Here is a 15417-nt window from a genome sequence, read left to right as displayed (position 1 = left end):
CCGTGCAGAGCGTATAGCGGCGACTATGTCGAACCCCACCGCCGCCGCGCCGGCCGATCCGATCCCCGAATGCCCGCACTGCCAGAAGCCGATGCCGTTGTGCATCTGCGACAGCGTCACGCCCATCAAGAACCGGCTCTCGCTCCTGATCCTTCAGCATCCGCAGGAGCAGGACAGGGCGCTCGGCACTGCGCGGCTGCTTGCGAAGCATTTCGCCGGTGCCACGCTGCGGGTCGGCCTGTCCTGGCCGAGCCTATCGAAAGCGCTGGGGCAACCCATCGAGAACGCCTCGCACTGGGCGGTGCTCTATCTCGGCTCGGCGCACGCCACCGATCTCGAGGCCGAGGGCGAAATCCTGGCTCTCAACCGCAAGAGCGAGGTCGCGGACAACCAGCGCGCGCGCCTCGCCAAGCTCGAAGGTGTGGTGCTGCTCGACGGCACCTGGAGCCAGGCCAAGGCCCTGTGGTGGCGCAACCCCTGGATGCTGAAATGCCAGCGCGTCATCCTGAACCCGACCACCCCATCGCGGTACGGGCGCCTGCGCAAGGAGCCTCGGAAGGACGGACTGTCGACCATCGAGGCTGCGGCGACGATCCTCTCCGCTCTGGAGAAGCGCCCGGACATCGCCGAGACGCTGAATGCCAGCTTTGAACGGATGTTAACCCGCTACCGCGAGGTCCAGACCGAGATGCCCGAATTGGCGCCAAAGCCGCCGGTGAAGGACCGCCGGCGCGGTGTCCGGCGGGTCAAGCGAGCCTGACTCCGGTCCGGATCATCCGTACGGCCGATTGTCCCGCGAGAGGCGGGCGGATAGAGACCGTCGGCCAATAGGCCGCTATCTGCTATCCTCTCGCACGATCGGAACGCCGGAAACGAAGGGGCCGTCGCATTCAGCTTGCAGCCAAGGAGATCCTTGCCCAGGCGGCGCGGTTCGATCGTTGGGGCACGCTTGCCCTGATGGACGTTTCGCTGCGCTATCGGCGTACCGTCATCGGCCCGCTCTGGATCACACTGACGCTCGCGGCGACCATTGCCAGCGTCGGCACGGTCTATGCGGCACTGTTCAGACAGGACATCACGAGCTTTCTGCCGCACTTTGCCGTCGGCCTGATCGTCTGGACGCTGATCGCGACGACGCTCCAGGAAGGTTCCCACATCTTCGTGGCATCAGGCCATTTGATCAAGGCGGTGCCGGCGCCGCTGATCGTGCACGTGCTCCAGATGATGGCGCGCAACGTCCTCATCTTCGCGCATCATCTGGTGATCGTCGTCCTGCTCTATCTCCTGATGCCGTGGCCGCTGCATGGGAGCATGCTGCTCGCGGTACCGGGCTTCGCGATCCTGCTCACTGTGCTGCTGGGTGGCTCGGTCGCGCTCGGTATCCTCTGCGCGCGGTTTCGTGACATCGGCTCGGCGATCGTCAGCGGCCTGCAATTCGTCTTCTTCCTGACGCCGATCATCTGGACCGAAGACAGCGCGCGCGGCACCGCGTTTTATTGGCTGATCCGCGCCAATCCGTTCGCGACGCTGCTCGATCTGGTGCGCAGGCCGCTACTGTCGCAGTCGACCGATGCGGAGCAATGGCTCCTCGGGGTCATCTATGCGACCGTCGTGGCCGTCATCGGCCTCGGCTGCTACGCGAAATACCGCCATCGTGTGGCGTATTGGCTGTGAGGCACGAGATATGACCCCCGCAGCTCATATCGCGCTTCGCAACGTCTCGGTGAGGTTTCCGGTGCTGTCGTTCCGCGACCGCTCGCTGCGCAGCCGGTTCGTCAACGCGATGACACTGCGGCGGACCACGGCGACCCCGCACATCGTCTCCGCGTTGAGTGACGTCAACCTCGACATCCGTGCCGGCGATCGCGTCGCCATCATCGGCGCCAATGGCGCCGGCAAGACCACGCTGCTGCGGGTGCTCGCCGGCATCTACCATCCGACGTCGGGCAGCGTGGACGTGCTGGGCCGCTGTCTGCCGCTGTTCGATCTCTCGGCCGGATTCGACGAGGAAGCGACCGGCTACGAGAACATCATGCGGCGTGGCCTCGTGATCGGCGCACGGCGCTCCGAGATCGACGCCAAGCGGGGGGAGATCGCCGCATTCACCGAACTGGGCGACCGGCTCGACCTGCCGCTGCGCACCTATTCCAGCGGCATGATGCTGCGCCTGATCTTTGCAGTCGCAACCGCCGTCGAGGGCGAGATCGTGCTGCTCGACGAATGGATCGGCGTCGGCGACCAGCAGTTCCGCAAGAAGGCGCGGCAGCGGCTCGACGAGATCGTTGTACGCGCCGGCATTCTGGTGCTCGCCTCGCACGACATCGAGTTGATCAAGAGCACCTGCAACCGCGCGATCCTGCTGGAGGAGGGGCGCATCGTGGCGGCCGGCGCGACCGATGAAATTCTCGGCCAATATCTCGGCGGCGCGAAGGCGTAGCTGGTCCGGTCGGGGTTGCCTAAACCTGTGATCCCCTATATTGCTCCGCCCTCGTTGGGGCCACGTGGCGGAGTGGTTACGCGCCGGTCTGCAAAACCGTTTACTCGGGTTCGAGTCCCGACGTGGCCTCCATCACAACCTCCTGATATTTCAGCAATATTCGATCGTATCGCGGCTGCCATCGGCCCGCGCGGGCGATGCGTGCTGGCCGCGCACACCGGGTTTGCCCGGGGCCCGGCGGAAACCCGCCATTCAGCCCGCTGGCATAGTCTTCGCATCTGCGAAGTGATGCATCCCAACGATCGAGCGCTGGAGAGCACGTGAGCGAAACCGTCCGATTTGTCCCGAAATCCGAGCTGGAGCGGGCCCGCCTCATCCGCGAGGCCCGTGCGATCTATGACAGCATCTTTCCGCCGGCCGCACCCGACCAGGCGCAGCAGGACGGCGGGGAGCGGGTCAAGACCTGATCGCGATCACGCGGGATTTTCACCGCGTAGCTGCCATAGCAAAACGCCCGCGGAGCGCGGGCGCGTCGGCTCACGGTGAAATTGGCTTCAGCAGGCCGCGTACCAGCCGTCCGGGAAAGGCACCAGGGGCCAGGCGCCCTCATTGTCATTGGCGGCCTTGGGCTTCGCGGAGGCGTTGGGCTTCGCGTAATACGTCCACGAGCGCGGCACGAAATCCTCCCCCGGCACGAACGCCAGATCTTCATGGACCATGGCGTCCTGGACGGCATCCAGCAGCAAGTTGAATTCGGCTTCGCTCATCACACCCTCCGGACCGCGGATGGCGCAATATCGCAAAGCCGGTTTGTTTCCCGGTTGAGCCGATCGATCGCATTTTAACGATCCGCCAATCGGGTCCCGATTGGTTAGCGATTGATGAAATCGCGTTGGGAAACTTAGGTTCCTGCCGGGGTGCCCGCAGTGTGAAGGATGTCCCATCTTTCGCTGTTTATTTCTCCTACCCCTTTGCACACCGGCCAATACAGGCCGGTCGGGCAAAGCAGACGGGAGACTGGTCATGAAGGCGCGGTTCTTGCGATTTGCGGGCGTGAAAAGCCGGGCGCGCCGGGCCTCGACGGTCGGGCTGTTCCTGACGCTGTTTGCCTCCGCCGCCCATGCGCAGCAGGGAACACCCGAGCAGCGCCGGGCCTGTACCCCCGACGTCTACCGGCTCTGCGCCGGCGAAATCCCCAACGTCCGCGCCATCACGGCCTGCCTGCGCCGTAACAGGCCAAGCTTGAGTGGGGCTTGCCGCATCGTGTTCGATCAGGCCGGCGGCTGACATACCGGCCCTGTGGGTTTGTGCGCAGCAAGTGGCTCGCGCGGGCAGGCGAATCCGGCATAGTCGTCCTGTGGATACACCTGTGGGTATGCTGCGGACAGGCTGGGGACGGCGGGGGAAGTGCTTCGGATGTCGGCCGCAGATGCGTCCTTTGATTGTCATATCTCTGTCAAATGACCTCACCGCATGATTCGCTGATCGTGCAGATCGCGGCGTCACGCAAGATCATGTGGTTTCCCCGAATTCGGAATTGCGCGCTACAGCGTCCCGCATTCACGAACAGTTTTTGAGCAGCTGCCTGCCCAAATGGCGGGCTCCCTCCATCCAATTTTTTGTACGCCCGCGGACAAGCTTTCCGGTCCGCTCTCCTCCTAGGCTCGCTTCCGCGATCTGGAACATGGCCATTGCCATGACAATTCGAAGGAGCTGGAGATGGAGAGACCCGTATTGCCCCAGGCGCGGGGGAACGCACGTGCATCGCTGTCTTGGCACAAGGCCGCGCTCGGCGCCGCGGTCACTTTCGGCGCGCTGGCAGCCGCGCCCCTGAGCGCTCAGGCTGCGGCGCCTGCGGCCTGCGCCGCGCTCCAGGACAAATATCCGGACTGGAAGGGCAAGACCCTCGTCAACGCCATCAACCCGCACACGCCGGGCTATGAGACCATCGATCCGAAGGATCCGAGCAAGTATATCGGCTTCGACATCGATCTCGGCGAAGCCATCGGCGAATGCCTCGGCTTCAAGTTGACCTACAAGCCGGTGACGTTCGCGGCGCTCCTGACGACGCTGGCCGCGGGACAAGCCGACATCGTGATTTCCGACATCTACGCCACCAAGGAGCGCGCCAAGGCCGCCGACTTCATCACCTATTCGAAAGTGTTCGACGGCGTGCTGGTCGCCAAGGGGAATCCGAAGGGCATCAACGGCATCAATATGTCGATGTGCGGCGCGGCTGCCGCCGAAAACACCGGCTATGTCGAGGTGCCGCTGATCCAGGCGCTGATGCCCGAGTGCAAGAAGGCCGGCAAGGCCGAGCCGACCATCCAGCTCTACGACAACAACGCCAACTGCATCCAGGCGATTCTTGCCGGTCGTGCCGACACCTATGTCAACGACGTCAACACCGTCGACAGCGCGGTGAAGGCCTATCCGGACAAGCTGGAGAAGGCGACCGCGGTGACGATCCCGTATTCCGTCGGAATCGGCGTTCCGAAGGACAAGCCGAAATTCCGCGACGCCGTGCTCGCAGCCCTGATCGAAGTGCAGAAGGCCGGCACGCATATGGAGCTTCTGAAGAAGCATGGGCTCGATGTGAACAACTTCAAGGAGCCTGACGTTCTGACGGCCGATTGATGTCGCTGTTCCTCCATTACCTGAGCATGCCGTATCTGCTCGAGGGCATCGAGCTCACCCTCGAGGTGACTGCCCTCGGGCTCGGCGGCGGATTGATCCTTGGATTGATCCTCGCCGGCATGCAGCTCTCCCGCTTCTGGCTGCTGGCGGCGATCGCCAGGGCCTACACCGTGATCTTCCGCGGCACGCCGCTGATCCTGCAGATGGTGTTCGCCTACGACGCGTTGCCGCATATCGGCATCAAGCTGCCGGCAGTGCTGGCCGCCGGCCTTGCGCTGGCCTGCAACGAGGCGCCGTTCATCGCCGAGATGCTGCGCGCCGGCGTGCTCGGCGTCGATCGCGGGCAGGTGACGGCCGGCCAGGCGCTCGGCATGACGCCGCGGATCCTGATGTGGCGGGTGATCGCGCCGCAGGCGATCCGGACCATGATCCCGGCCTTCGGGAACGAGGCCGTGAGTGCGCTGAAGAATTCGTCGCTCGCCTCCGTGGTCGCGGTCCAGGAGCTGACCCTGCGCTCGACCCAGCTTGCGTCCTCGACCTTTGACTTCTTCTCGATCTTCTTCGCCTCGGGCCTGCTGTACCTGGTGCTGACCTTTGCCATCAGCATCATCCAGCTTTTCGTCGAATGGTTGCTCGATCTCGATCGCACCAAAGGTCGCCAGCGCAAGCTCGCCGATTATCTACCCTGGCGCCGCGTCGATCTCGCCACCAAGCTCGAACTTGCCGCAGCGACCGTCGACGTCCAAGTGCCTGGACAGGCTGATCTCACCGACACGCCGCCGCCGGCCTTGACCCGCGAGGAACGCACCCGGCGCGCGGCGACGATTTCACGCAACAACATCGCGGTCGAGACCAAGGACCTCACCAAGAGCTACGGCGCGCAAAAGGTGCTTGGCGGCCTCGATCTTACGGTGCGCGTCGGCGAGGTCCTCGCGCTGCTCGGGCCCAGCGGCTCCGGCAAGAGCACGCTGCTCCGCTGCATCAATCATCTCGAAAGCTGGGACGGAGGCACGGTGCGTGTCGGCGGCCGCCGCCTCGGTTTTGGCGACGACGGCAAGCTGCTGCCGCCCCGCGCGATCGCCAATGAGCGGGCAAGCGTGGGCGTCGGCATGGTGTTCCAGCAATTCAATTTGTTCGCCCATCTCTCGGCCAAGGAGAACATCGCCGGGCCCTTGCGCTGGGTGCACGGCATGACCCGCATCGATGCCGATCGCCGCGCCGCCGAGCTGCTCGAGCGGGTCGGGCTGTCGCACCGAGCCGACGCGCTGCCGCGGCATCTCTCCGGCGGCCAGCAGCAGCGCGTCGCGATCGCCCGAGCGCTCGCACCGAACCCCAGCGTGCTACTCTTGGACGAGCCGACCTCGGCGCTGGATCCCGAGCTCGTGAGCGAGGTGCTGGAAGTGATCCGGCGTCTCGCCGTCGATGACGGCCTCACCATGATCATCTCGACGCACCAGATCCGCTTCGCGGACGAGGTCGCCGACCGCGTCGCGTTCCTGAGCGGCGGCACGATCATCGAGGAGGGGCCGGCTCACGAGGTGCTCTCCAACCCGCGCAATCCGCTGACCGCGCGTTTCCTCAGCGTGATGGAAGCCGACAAGACTCCGGAGGTGGTGCGATGAGAGCCGCACCCACACCGTTCAAGACCGCGTTTCCAGAAGAGGCCACCTCATGAAGCATGTCACGCTGCCGGTTTCGCCGAAGACCGTCCACTGGGGCTATTTCTCCAAGAAGGTCGCGCCGGCCCTGACCCTGCGCTCGGGCGATCGCGCCACCATCGAGACGCTGACCCATCACGCCAATGATGACTACGAGCGCATGATCCAGGGTGATCCCGGCGCCGAGAGCGTGTTCCAATGGACGCGCGAGCACAAGGCCGTCGGGCGGCGCGGTTCGGGCCCGACCGAAGGCCCGTTCATCCGCGGAGCAGGCGAGGGGATCGGCGTGCATCTCCTCACCGGTCCGGTCGCGATCGAAGGCGCCGAACCCGGCGACATCCTCGAAGTGCGCATCCTCGATATCCGGCCGCGGCCGAGCTGCAGCGCCTGTCATGCCGGGCGCTGCTTCGGCTCCAACATCGCCGCCAATTGGGGCTTTCACTATCACGATCTGATCGAGGAGCCGAAGCCGCGCGAGGTCGTCACCATCTTCGAGCTCGACACGTCAGGCGAGCCCTGCGCCAAAGCGGTCTACAACTACGTCTGGACGCCCCAGACCGACCCCGACGGCATCGTGCATCCGACCATCGATTATCCCGGCGTGCGCGTCGATCACGCCACCATCAAGAAGCGCGAGAACATCCTCACAAGCGTCAGGGTGCCGGCACGGCTGCATTTTGGCACCATGGGGCTCGCGCCGTCGGAGGCCGATTTCGTCAGCTCGATCCCGCCGAGCTATACCGGCGGCAACATCGACGACTGGCGCATCGGCAAGGGGGCGCGGATGTTCTATCCGGTCGCGATCCCCGGCGCCTATTTCTCGGTCGGCGATCCCCACGCCGCGCAAGGCGACAGCGAGCTTGGCGGCACCGCGATCGAAACCTCGCTGACCGGCGATTTCGAGTTCGTCCTGCACAAGAAGGCCGATCTCGCCGGCACCAGCCTCGAAGGTCTCGATCATCCGATGCTGGAGACCGATCAGGCGTGGTCGTTCTACGGCTTCACCTATCCGAACTACCTCGCCGCGCTCGGCGCCGACGCACAGACCGAGATTGCCAACCACTCGAGTCTCGACCGTGCGATGCGCGATGCGTTCCGCAAGCTCAGGAGGTTCCTGATGACCGTGCACGGTTTGAGCGAGGACGAGGCGATTTCGCTGCTATCGGTCGGCGCCGATTTCGGCGTCACCCAGGTGGTCGATGCCAATTGGGGAGTTCACGGCACGATCCGCAAAAACATCTTTCGGTGCGACTGATGGGCCGTAGCCCGGATGGAGCGCAACGCAATCCGGGTTTGTCACGCCGGACTCAAAAGGCCCCCGGATTACGCTTCGCTCCATCCAGGCTACACATCGTGCTCGACGTTGACATCGCGCTCCAACACTTTGAAGAACAGCTCATTTCCAGGATGAGGACGTGACAAAAGACCGTCATTTGCGGCCCCTCGCTGCGACGGATGACCACGTTCGTCTGGCACAGAGGTTGCTTCGATCCACTGCAATCTGGGTCGATCCGATGAGCTTCCGTCCTTTCACGAGCGAGTCCTACGCTCAAGACGACCGCCCCGAAGCCTGGCGGGACGTGCTCGCCGCGGTCGGCCTGCAGCCGGCGGCAGGCCATTGCTTCCTGGATGGGCACGCAACGGCGTCACATCGCCACGCCGCAGGCGTTGCGCTGACGCGCATGGCGGCCGGCGCCCAGACCATCGGTCCGCGTCCGCAGGCCAACGAAGACCTGCCGATTGCGCTGATGCCGGTCGAGGACGGCATGGTGCTCAAGAGCGCCGCCGGCCATCGCATCGTTCCGGTGGGCCATCTCGTGCTGCTGCCGCGGAGCGGGGACTGGAGCATCGTATTCCAGCGCGACATGCGCGCCGTCGTGCTGTCGGTGACCTCGGAGGCGCTGCACGGCCGCCTCTCGGGCAGGCCGCGGCTCGGCGAACCCAGGGTCGTTCCGCCCAGCGGCTTTGCCGATGTCTTCGCGCGCTTGATGGACGCGACCGCGCGCACGCTCGACACGCTGAGCGATGCCGAATGGAATGCGGTCACGCAGTCGCTCGTCGATCTGCTGCTGACACTCGCCCATCAATTGGCGGCTTCGACGTCCGACGCCGGATCGAGCGCGACGCAGTCGGCACTCCTGCACCGGATCTGCCAGACCATCGAACGCCGCCTCGACGATCCCGGACTGGTGCCGGCGCGCGTCGCGCAGGCCGAAGGGATTTCCGAGCGCTATCTGCAAAAGCTGTTCGAGACGGTCGGCGACAACTTTACTCATTACGTTCGCGAGCGGCGGCTGCAGCGCGCCTGGGCCGATCTGTCCAATCCGTCCGAGGCGCATCGCTCAATCTCGGAGATCGCCTACGCCTATGGGTTTGGCGATTCCGCGCATTTCAGCCGCGCCTTCCGCCATCGCTTCGGGCTGCCGCCGCGCGAGTTTCGCCAGCAGGAAGCGGAGCGGGCGACGACCCAGCAGGGGATAGCCGGTCAGCGCGGCTGGCCGCAGGATGCGCTGGCGCAGCTTCGCGTGCACCCGGCGAGCGCCGAGGCGCGCGGCAATCTCGCCCGAACCGACATCGACGAGCCGAGAACGGCCGAACGCAAGCATCATCATCTTCCGATCGAAGCCCACCGTGTTCATTGGGGATATTTCAGTCGCGCGTTACAGCCGCAGCTCGAGATCAATTCGGGTGATACGATCACGATCGAAACGCTAACGCAGCATGCCTCCGATGATCCTGAGCTGATGATCGCGGGCGATACCGCCGCCGAAAGTGTATTCGGTTGGACCAAGGCGAGGAAGAACGTGGATCGCCGCGGCGCGGGTCCGATGGATGCCAGCATATTCGGGCGCGGCGCCGGCGAAGGCTTTGGCGTGCACATCTGCACGGGGCCCGTGTCGGTGAAGGACGCCCAGCCCGGCGACGTGCTGGAAGTCCGGATCCTCGACATCGTACCGCGCACAAGTCGTCATCCGAAACATTCAGGGCGCGTGTTCGGCTCCTCGGTCGCGGCCTGGTGGGGCTATCATTACGACGAATTTCTTTCAGGACCGAAGCCGCGCGAGGTCGTGACGATCTACGAAATCCTGGACGATACCGATGCGCCGCATGCCCGCGCGCTGTATTCCTACCGCTGGGAGCCGCAGACCGACCCGTTTGGCGTGGTGCACGCCACCTACGACTATCCCGGCGTTCCGGTCTTGCCCGGCACCGTGAAGCGCCGCCACGCCGTGCTCGACGGCATCCGCATTCCCTTGCGCCCGCATTTCGGCGTGATCGCGGTGGCGCCGCGCGAGGTCGATTTCATCGACTCCGTGCCGCCGTCCTATTTCGGCGGCAATCTCGACAATTGGCGCTTGGGGAAGGGGGCGACCGTCTATCTTCCGGTCTCCGTTCCCGGCGCATTGTTATCGGTCGGCGATCCCCATGCCACGCAAGGCGACGGCGAATTGAGCGGCACCGCGATTGAATGCTCGATGACCGGAACCTTCGAGGTGATCCTGCACAAGAAGGCCGACCTCTCCGGCCAACCCTTCGCCGATCTCTCTTATCCCCTGATCGAGACCGAATCTGATTGGGTCCTGACCGGATTCAGCCATCCCAACTACCTCGCCGAGTTCGGCGCTCAGGGCCAGAGCGAGGTTTACGCAAAGTCCTCGCTCGATCTCGCCATGAAAGATGCGTTTCGCAAGATGCGACGCTTCCTGATGAACGTGAAGGGGTTGAGCGAGGACGAGGCGATCGCGCTGATGTCGGCCGCCGTCGACTTCGGCGTCACGCAGGTGGTCGACGGCAATTGGGGCGTGCACGCGATCATCAGCAAGCGCCTGTTTCTGGACGCGCCTTAAACCGAAGGATACTCCAGTGAAATTCCACATGATCAGCGGCGGACCCAAGCCGGTCGCGCCCTTCAGCCACGCGGTGGAGACCGACGGTTTTGTCTTTGTCACCGGCCAGATGCCGGACACGCCGCAAATCCCGGGCGTGCTGCCGGAGGGCATCGTGGCGCAGACGAGGGCGGTGATGGAGAATTTGAAGGTGGTGTTGGCGGGCCTCGATCTCGGTTTCGAGCACGTCGTGATGACACGCATCTATCTCACGCGTTTCAAGGAAGACTACACCGCGATGAACGAGACTTATCGCGCGTTCTTTCCGCCCGACCGCCTGCCGGCCCGCACCTGCGTCGGTGTCACCGGGCTTGCCTACGACGCGCTGATCGAGATCGACCTGGTCTGCCGCCGGCCGTGAGGAGATGATCCGTAGCCCGGATGGAGCGAAGCGCAATCCGGGATTCGTTTAACGGATACAGGGCCCCGGATTACGCTTCGCTTCATCCGGGCTACAAGCCCTTGCGTTGCCCGACGGGCAAAACACCCAAAGGACGGGTCAATCCGCTCGCGCGAAAATATTCTACTTTACCGAAATTCGACTTTGGCGTATTCAGTCGCCACCTCATCCCTGTCAGCGGGGCGTATCGCGATCGTCACGAACGCGGGGTGAGCTGCGGTGGACGCTAGTCACATCGGCGCGAAGGGCTTTGCAGGGCGGGCAACCGTGAGCGAAGGCGTCGCGCACACGACCGGTGCTATTAGCGTACGGCAAAACCGTGTCGTCCTGACGCCCGGGGTCTGTGCGTCAAGCCTTGTGGTGATGTCGCTGCCCGACCGGGCACGCAGCATCAGCCATCCGCAAGGCGACGGGGGCAATAGTGCATCGCTCCCCGAGGAGAGCTCGGCATAAGCCGTAAAACCACTGCGCAGGGAAGGCCGTGTGTTGGGCTTCACCTGCATGCCGCTGTGCAGAATCTTGTAGTTCAACCTTCGCACAGTGGACCGTGGGTGCCAGCCGGCACCCGGTCTTCCCTGCGCCCTCTGACGAGGAGGGTGTACGAAACAAAGCAAAGCTCGGGCGAGCCAAGCCGCGAGGGCGCGAAGCTGTGTCTGCGACAAGAATCATATTCGCGCGGTGCCGGGCGCCCGCGCCGGAGACAACAAACCCCGCGATCTATGAATGCCGGTTCATTGCTGCGGAGAATTCGAATCGATAAGAATTGGCTCGCTGCGCGTCTCGCGTCGTGCAGAGAGCCGGAGGCGGATCGATCGCGTCTTGCACCTTTCGATTGCGCCTCCGACGAATCCTTCGAGGCAACGCCATTGGTTGCCGCGGCGCCTGCGCCGATCGACGTCAGGCACCGAAAGCCCGTTTCGATCGGGGGAATTTCATATGAAGTATTTTCTGTCTGCACTGATCGCGGTCGGTCTATCGATTGCCGCCGCGCCTTCGTACGCGGCTGACGCCCGCAACGTCACTGTCGTCAACGAGACCGGCTATGCCATCAAATTCCTGGGCTTCAACGCCCCGGACGATGGCATGGACGAATGGGACAACGAGCTGGACAAGGTTTTGCAGAACCAGGCGAGCACCTATGTCGAGTTCGACGATGACGACGAAGGATGCGTCTGGAACGTCCGCGTCGACTGGCAGAACTATGACGAGACCGTGCTCTGGAAGAACGTCAACCTCTGCAAGTTCACGGCACTCCGGCTGCGCTACGATTCCGGCACCAAGACCACTTCGTTCGTCGCCGAGTAACTTGACCTGAGGCCAGGCGGAGGAGGGGCCGCGTGCCCTTCCTCGCCGCAATGTGCCACATAGCGAATTCGTCCTTTGCAAGCGCAAGCGGCTTTGTTATACGCAGCCGCGCGCGAACGACAGGTTCGCCCTTTCCTCGGTAGCTCAGCGGTAGAGCATCCGACTGTTAATCGGATGGTCGCTGGTTCGAATCCAGCCCGGGGAGCCAAATTCCGCTTCATTTTCAGCAACTTGGGCCCAGACTCTGATCTGGCGTGCGATCTCGTTGCGGCAGATCCTCAATTAGATGTGTACCGTCGCGAGCCGGCATCCTCCCTGGTGACGCCAAAACGACTCAATTGAAATCGAGCTTCCAGAGGCCGGTCCTTTACGGAGCTGATTCCCATGCGAGACATCCAGGTCGACCGTTTCCCGCTGGCCCCCTCCATTCTGCCGGCGGACATCCCCGAACTCAGCGACGACGAATGCCTCGCCTGTCTGGCGCGGGCGGTCGAGACCCACGATTCGGCACGGCTGGACGAAGTCGCCGCATTGATCGGCCGCCTCGCGGTCACGATCGAATAGGCGGCTCACCCTCGACGTTGCGAGTTGCGGAAGGGCCCGGTTTGCGGGCCAAAGCCATGTTGCGTTTTCGCAGGGCCTGTTCCAAAGATGCCGCCAACTTTCGTCCGCGGCATCGTCCGCCTTGCAGGGTCCGCAAATGTCCGTTTTCTCGACGGCGCGCCTAAAAATGGTCGATGGCCAGGTGCGCACCAGTGACGTCACCGACCGTCGTGTTCTCGACGCCATGCTCACGGTTCCGCGCGAGGCTTTCGTGCCCGCCAGCCGGCAGGCGTTGGCGTATCTCGACCTCGATCTCGACGTCGGCGAGGGAGGCGCCAAGCGGTTCCTGATCAAGCCGCAGCTGACCGGCAAGCTGCTCCAGGCCGCCGAGATCGGCGAGGATGACGACGTGCTGGTCGTCGGCTGCGCCACGGGCTATCTCGCTGCGCTGACCGCCAAGCTCGCGCGCAAAGTCATCGCGACGGAATGCGATTCGGGCCTGGCGGCAAAGGCCAACGACGCCTTCGCCGCCCTCGGGTTGGCCAACGTGGCCTGCAAGGCCGCGGCCTGCACCGAGGGGGATGCCGCCGCAGGTCCCTATGATGTGATCGTCCTCAACGGCGCCACCGAGGTGACCCCGGCAGGGCTGCTCGGGCAGCTCAAGGAGGGGGGGCGCCTGGTGGGGGTCTCGGCCGAATCCAGGCCGCCGCGAGCGATGATCGTGACCCATACCCACGGCGAATTCGGCCATCGGGCGCTGTTCGATGCCGCAGCCCCGGTCCTTCCGGGGCTGGAACGGGCCGCCGCCTTCGTCTTCTGATGGCTTTGGCCCGTTAAAATCCCGTTCTGAATCAGAAGTGTGGCCGGGATGCTGCACGTGAAGAGTTTCCACCGAGAACACCCCTCAGGTAGTTCCGTCGCGCTTGACCGCGTCCTATGTTGCGGCGGGGCAACGACTCCACTCGTAGACGGTAACCCAGCTCGCGGGCACGAGCCGGGCGTTAGAATGAACGGAATTTTTGGATGCATGGGGTGAAGCTCTTCACCGGAGCAGCGGTTTCGGTCCTGCTGCTGGCGCTTGCCGCGCCGACGCCTGCCTTGGCGGATACGATCGAGGCTGCGCTGGTGCGCGCTTATCAGAACAATCCGCAGCTCAACGCGCAGCGCGCCCAGGTGCGCTCGACTGACGAGAACGTGCCGCAAGCGCTGTCGGGCTATCGGCCCAAGGTCGGGATCAACCTCAGCACCGGCTATCAATATCAGGATATTCAGCAGACGCAGAAGGCTGTGCCGATCCATAGCGACCCGCCCCTTCAGCCCAATAGCGCCAGCCTGACCATCAACCAGACGCTCTATAACGGCAATCAGACCGCCAACAGGACGCGCGTGGCGGAAAGCCAGGTCTCGGGATCCCGCGAGGCGTTGCGTGTGCTCGAGCAGACGGTCCTGCTGCAGGCTGCGACCAGCTACATGGATTATCTTCGTGACTCCGCCACACTCGAAGTTCAGCGCAGCAATGTGCGCGTCCTCGAACAGACGCTCAAGCAAACGCGCGATCGGTTCAATGTCGGCGAGGTGACGCGCACGGACGTGGCGCAATCCGAAGCGCAGCTCGCGGCAGGCAGGACCCAGGCCCTGACGGCCGAATCGAATCTCACGACGACGCGTGCCAATTTCCGCCGGATCATCGGCAACGAGCCGACGAACCTTGCGCCGGGCTCGCCGGTCGATCGTTTCCTGCCCGGGACGCTCGCCTCCGCCGTCGGTCTCAGCCTGGTGGAGAACCCCAACGTCACGGCATCGATGTTCGGCATCGACGTCAATTATCTCCAGGTCAAGATCAACGAAGGCGCGCTGCTGCCGACCCTCACGGTTCAGGCTGGCATCACCCAGTCGTACCAGCAGACCCTGACGGTCTTCCGAACGACCACCGCTTCCGCCATCGCGACCGCCTCGGTGCCGATCTATCAGGGCGGCGCTGAATATGCGCTGATCCGCCAATCGAAAGAGAACTTGGCGCAGCAGCGCCTGAATCTTGAAACCACACGCGATCAGACCCGCGCCAACGTCGTGCAGGCCTGGGGCCAGTTGGAAGCCGGCAAGGCGCAGGTGCAGTCTGCGCAGGCGCAGGTTACGGCCTCCGAGATCGCGCTGAACGGTGTGCGCGAGGAAGCCAAGGCCGGCCAGCGCACCACGCTGGACGTGCTCAACGCGCAGCAGGCGCTGGTCAACGCGCGCGTGGCGCTCGTCACTGCCCAGCATGACCGCGTGGTGGCGTCCTATTCGGTGCTCAACGCGGTCGGTCGTCTCGCGCCGCAAGTCCTCGGCCTCAACACCACTGTCTACGATCCCAGCGTGCACTACCATCAGGTCCGCGACAGCTGGGCCGGCGTACGCACGCCAGACGGACGCTAGAGTCCCGTAATCATCCGGTCGGCCTCGCAAATAGCCGAAGCCGACCGGTGCTTTGCTTGCAATCAGCAAAATCCCTGACGTAGCCTTGCCAAGAAGGATGCGGGTCGATTCGCTCTGCATCCGATGCCGTGTGCG

General features: G+C 64.1%; 15 protein-coding genes and 2 tRNA genes. 16 read left to right on the top strand and 1 reads right to left on the bottom strand.

The features are described from left to right. The first annotated feature begins 25 nt into the window (after positions 1–25). The 5 genes from AC0L3B_RS23600 (at position 26) to AC0L3B_RS23580 (ending at position 2904) form a co-directional block, all read left to right on the top strand. A complete protein-coding gene (locus AC0L3B_RS23600; RefSeq protein WP_204511172.1) occupies positions 26–760 on the top strand; it encodes a tRNA-uridine aminocarboxypropyltransferase in 735 nt (244 codons plus the stop codon). A gap of 197 nt (positions 761–957) precedes the next feature. Next, complete coding sequence (locus AC0L3B_RS23595) at positions 958–1674, top strand: ABC transporter permease (RefSeq protein WP_377790822.1); 717 nt, start codon at positions 958–960, stop codon at positions 1672–1674. Positions 1675–1684: 10 nt separating this feature from the next. Beyond that, the gene (locus AC0L3B_RS23590; protein ID WP_204511174.1) at positions 1685–2437 is read left to right on the top strand and encodes an ABC transporter ATP-binding protein; all 753 of its coding nucleotides are present in this window, start codon (positions 1685–1687) and stop codon (positions 2435–2437) included. 58 nt (positions 2438–2495) lie between these two features. Then, positions 2496–2569: transfer RNA gene (locus tag AC0L3B_RS23585), tRNA-Cys, on the top strand. A gap of 188 nt (positions 2570–2757) precedes the next feature. Next, positions 2758–2904 (top strand): hypothetical protein, encoded by a 147-nt coding sequence (locus AC0L3B_RS23580; protein ID WP_473381114.1) that lies wholly within the window; start codon positions 2758–2760, stop codon positions 2902–2904. 87 nt (positions 2905–2991) lie between these two features. Here the strand turns inward: AC0L3B_RS23580 and AC0L3B_RS23575 are convergent, their stop codons facing one another. Further along, entirely contained in the window at positions 2992–3204 is a 213-nt protein-coding gene (locus AC0L3B_RS23575; protein WP_085349828.1) for a hypothetical protein, read from the bottom strand. Between the two features lie 256 nt (positions 3205–3460). Between AC0L3B_RS23575 and AC0L3B_RS23570 the strand changes: the two genes are divergently transcribed. The 11 genes from AC0L3B_RS23570 to AC0L3B_RS23520 all read left to right on the top strand — a co-directional run bounded on the left by AC0L3B_RS23570 (position 3461) and on the right by AC0L3B_RS23520 (position 15282). Next, positions 3461–3724, top strand: coding sequence for a hypothetical protein (locus AC0L3B_RS23570; protein ID WP_473381113.1), 264 nt, complete (start codon positions 3461–3463; stop codon positions 3722–3724). A 432-nt stretch (positions 3725–4156) separates the two neighbouring features. Then, positions 4157–5074, top strand: coding sequence for an ABC transporter substrate-binding protein (locus AC0L3B_RS23565; protein WP_247296780.1), 918 nt, complete (start codon positions 4157–4159; stop codon positions 5072–5074). Continuing rightward, a complete protein-coding gene (locus tag AC0L3B_RS23560; RefSeq protein ID WP_247368441.1) occupies positions 5074–6696 on the top strand; it encodes an amino acid ABC transporter permease/ATP-binding protein in 1623 nt (540 codons plus the stop codon). The genes AC0L3B_RS23565 and AC0L3B_RS23560 overlap by 1 nt, the downstream gene beginning before the upstream one ends. A gap of 49 nt (positions 6697–6745) precedes the next feature. After that, positions 6746–7987, top strand: coding sequence for an acetamidase/formamidase family protein (locus tag AC0L3B_RS23555; RefSeq protein ID WP_018457809.1), 1242 nt, complete (start codon positions 6746–6748; stop codon positions 7985–7987). Positions 7988–8246: 259 nt separating this feature from the next. Then, the gene (locus AC0L3B_RS23550) at positions 8247–10580 is read left to right on the top strand and encodes an acetamidase/formamidase family protein (RefSeq protein ID WP_018457810.1); all 2334 of its coding nucleotides are present in this window, start codon (positions 8247–8249) and stop codon (positions 10578–10580) included. A 16-nt stretch (positions 10581–10596) separates the two neighbouring features. Beyond that, positions 10597–10980: a RidA family protein gene (locus AC0L3B_RS23545; protein WP_026233445.1), complete on the top strand. Its 384-nt coding sequence runs from the start codon at positions 10597–10599 to the stop codon at positions 10978–10980. A 975-nt stretch (positions 10981–11955) separates the two neighbouring features. After that, positions 11956–12324, top strand: a complete 369-nt coding sequence (locus tag AC0L3B_RS23540) for a hypothetical protein (RefSeq protein ID WP_085349822.1) — start codon at positions 11956–11958, stop codon at positions 12322–12324. Positions 12325–12457: 133 nt separating this feature from the next. Then, a tRNA-Asn gene (locus tag AC0L3B_RS23535) sits at positions 12458–12532 on the top strand. A 176-nt stretch (positions 12533–12708) separates the two neighbouring features. After that, on the top strand, positions 12709–12888 hold the full coding sequence (locus AC0L3B_RS23530) for a hypothetical protein (RefSeq protein ID WP_026233446.1): 180 nt from the start codon (positions 12709–12711) through the stop codon (positions 12886–12888). A 136-nt stretch (positions 12889–13024) separates the two neighbouring features. Then, positions 13025–13687 (top strand): protein-L-isoaspartate O-methyltransferase family protein, encoded by a 663-nt coding sequence (locus AC0L3B_RS23525; protein WP_247390607.1) that lies wholly within the window; start codon positions 13025–13027, stop codon positions 13685–13687. 203 nt (positions 13688–13890) lie between these two features. After that, complete coding sequence (locus tag AC0L3B_RS23520) at positions 13891–15282, top strand: TolC family outer membrane protein (protein WP_018457815.1); 1392 nt, start codon at positions 13891–13893, stop codon at positions 15280–15282. The last annotated feature ends 135 nt before the right edge of the window (positions 15283–15417 follow it).

It is taken from the genome of Bradyrhizobium sp. Kon56, from assembly GCF_055807635.1.
This window is presented reverse-complemented; position numbering and strand designations above follow the sequence as displayed.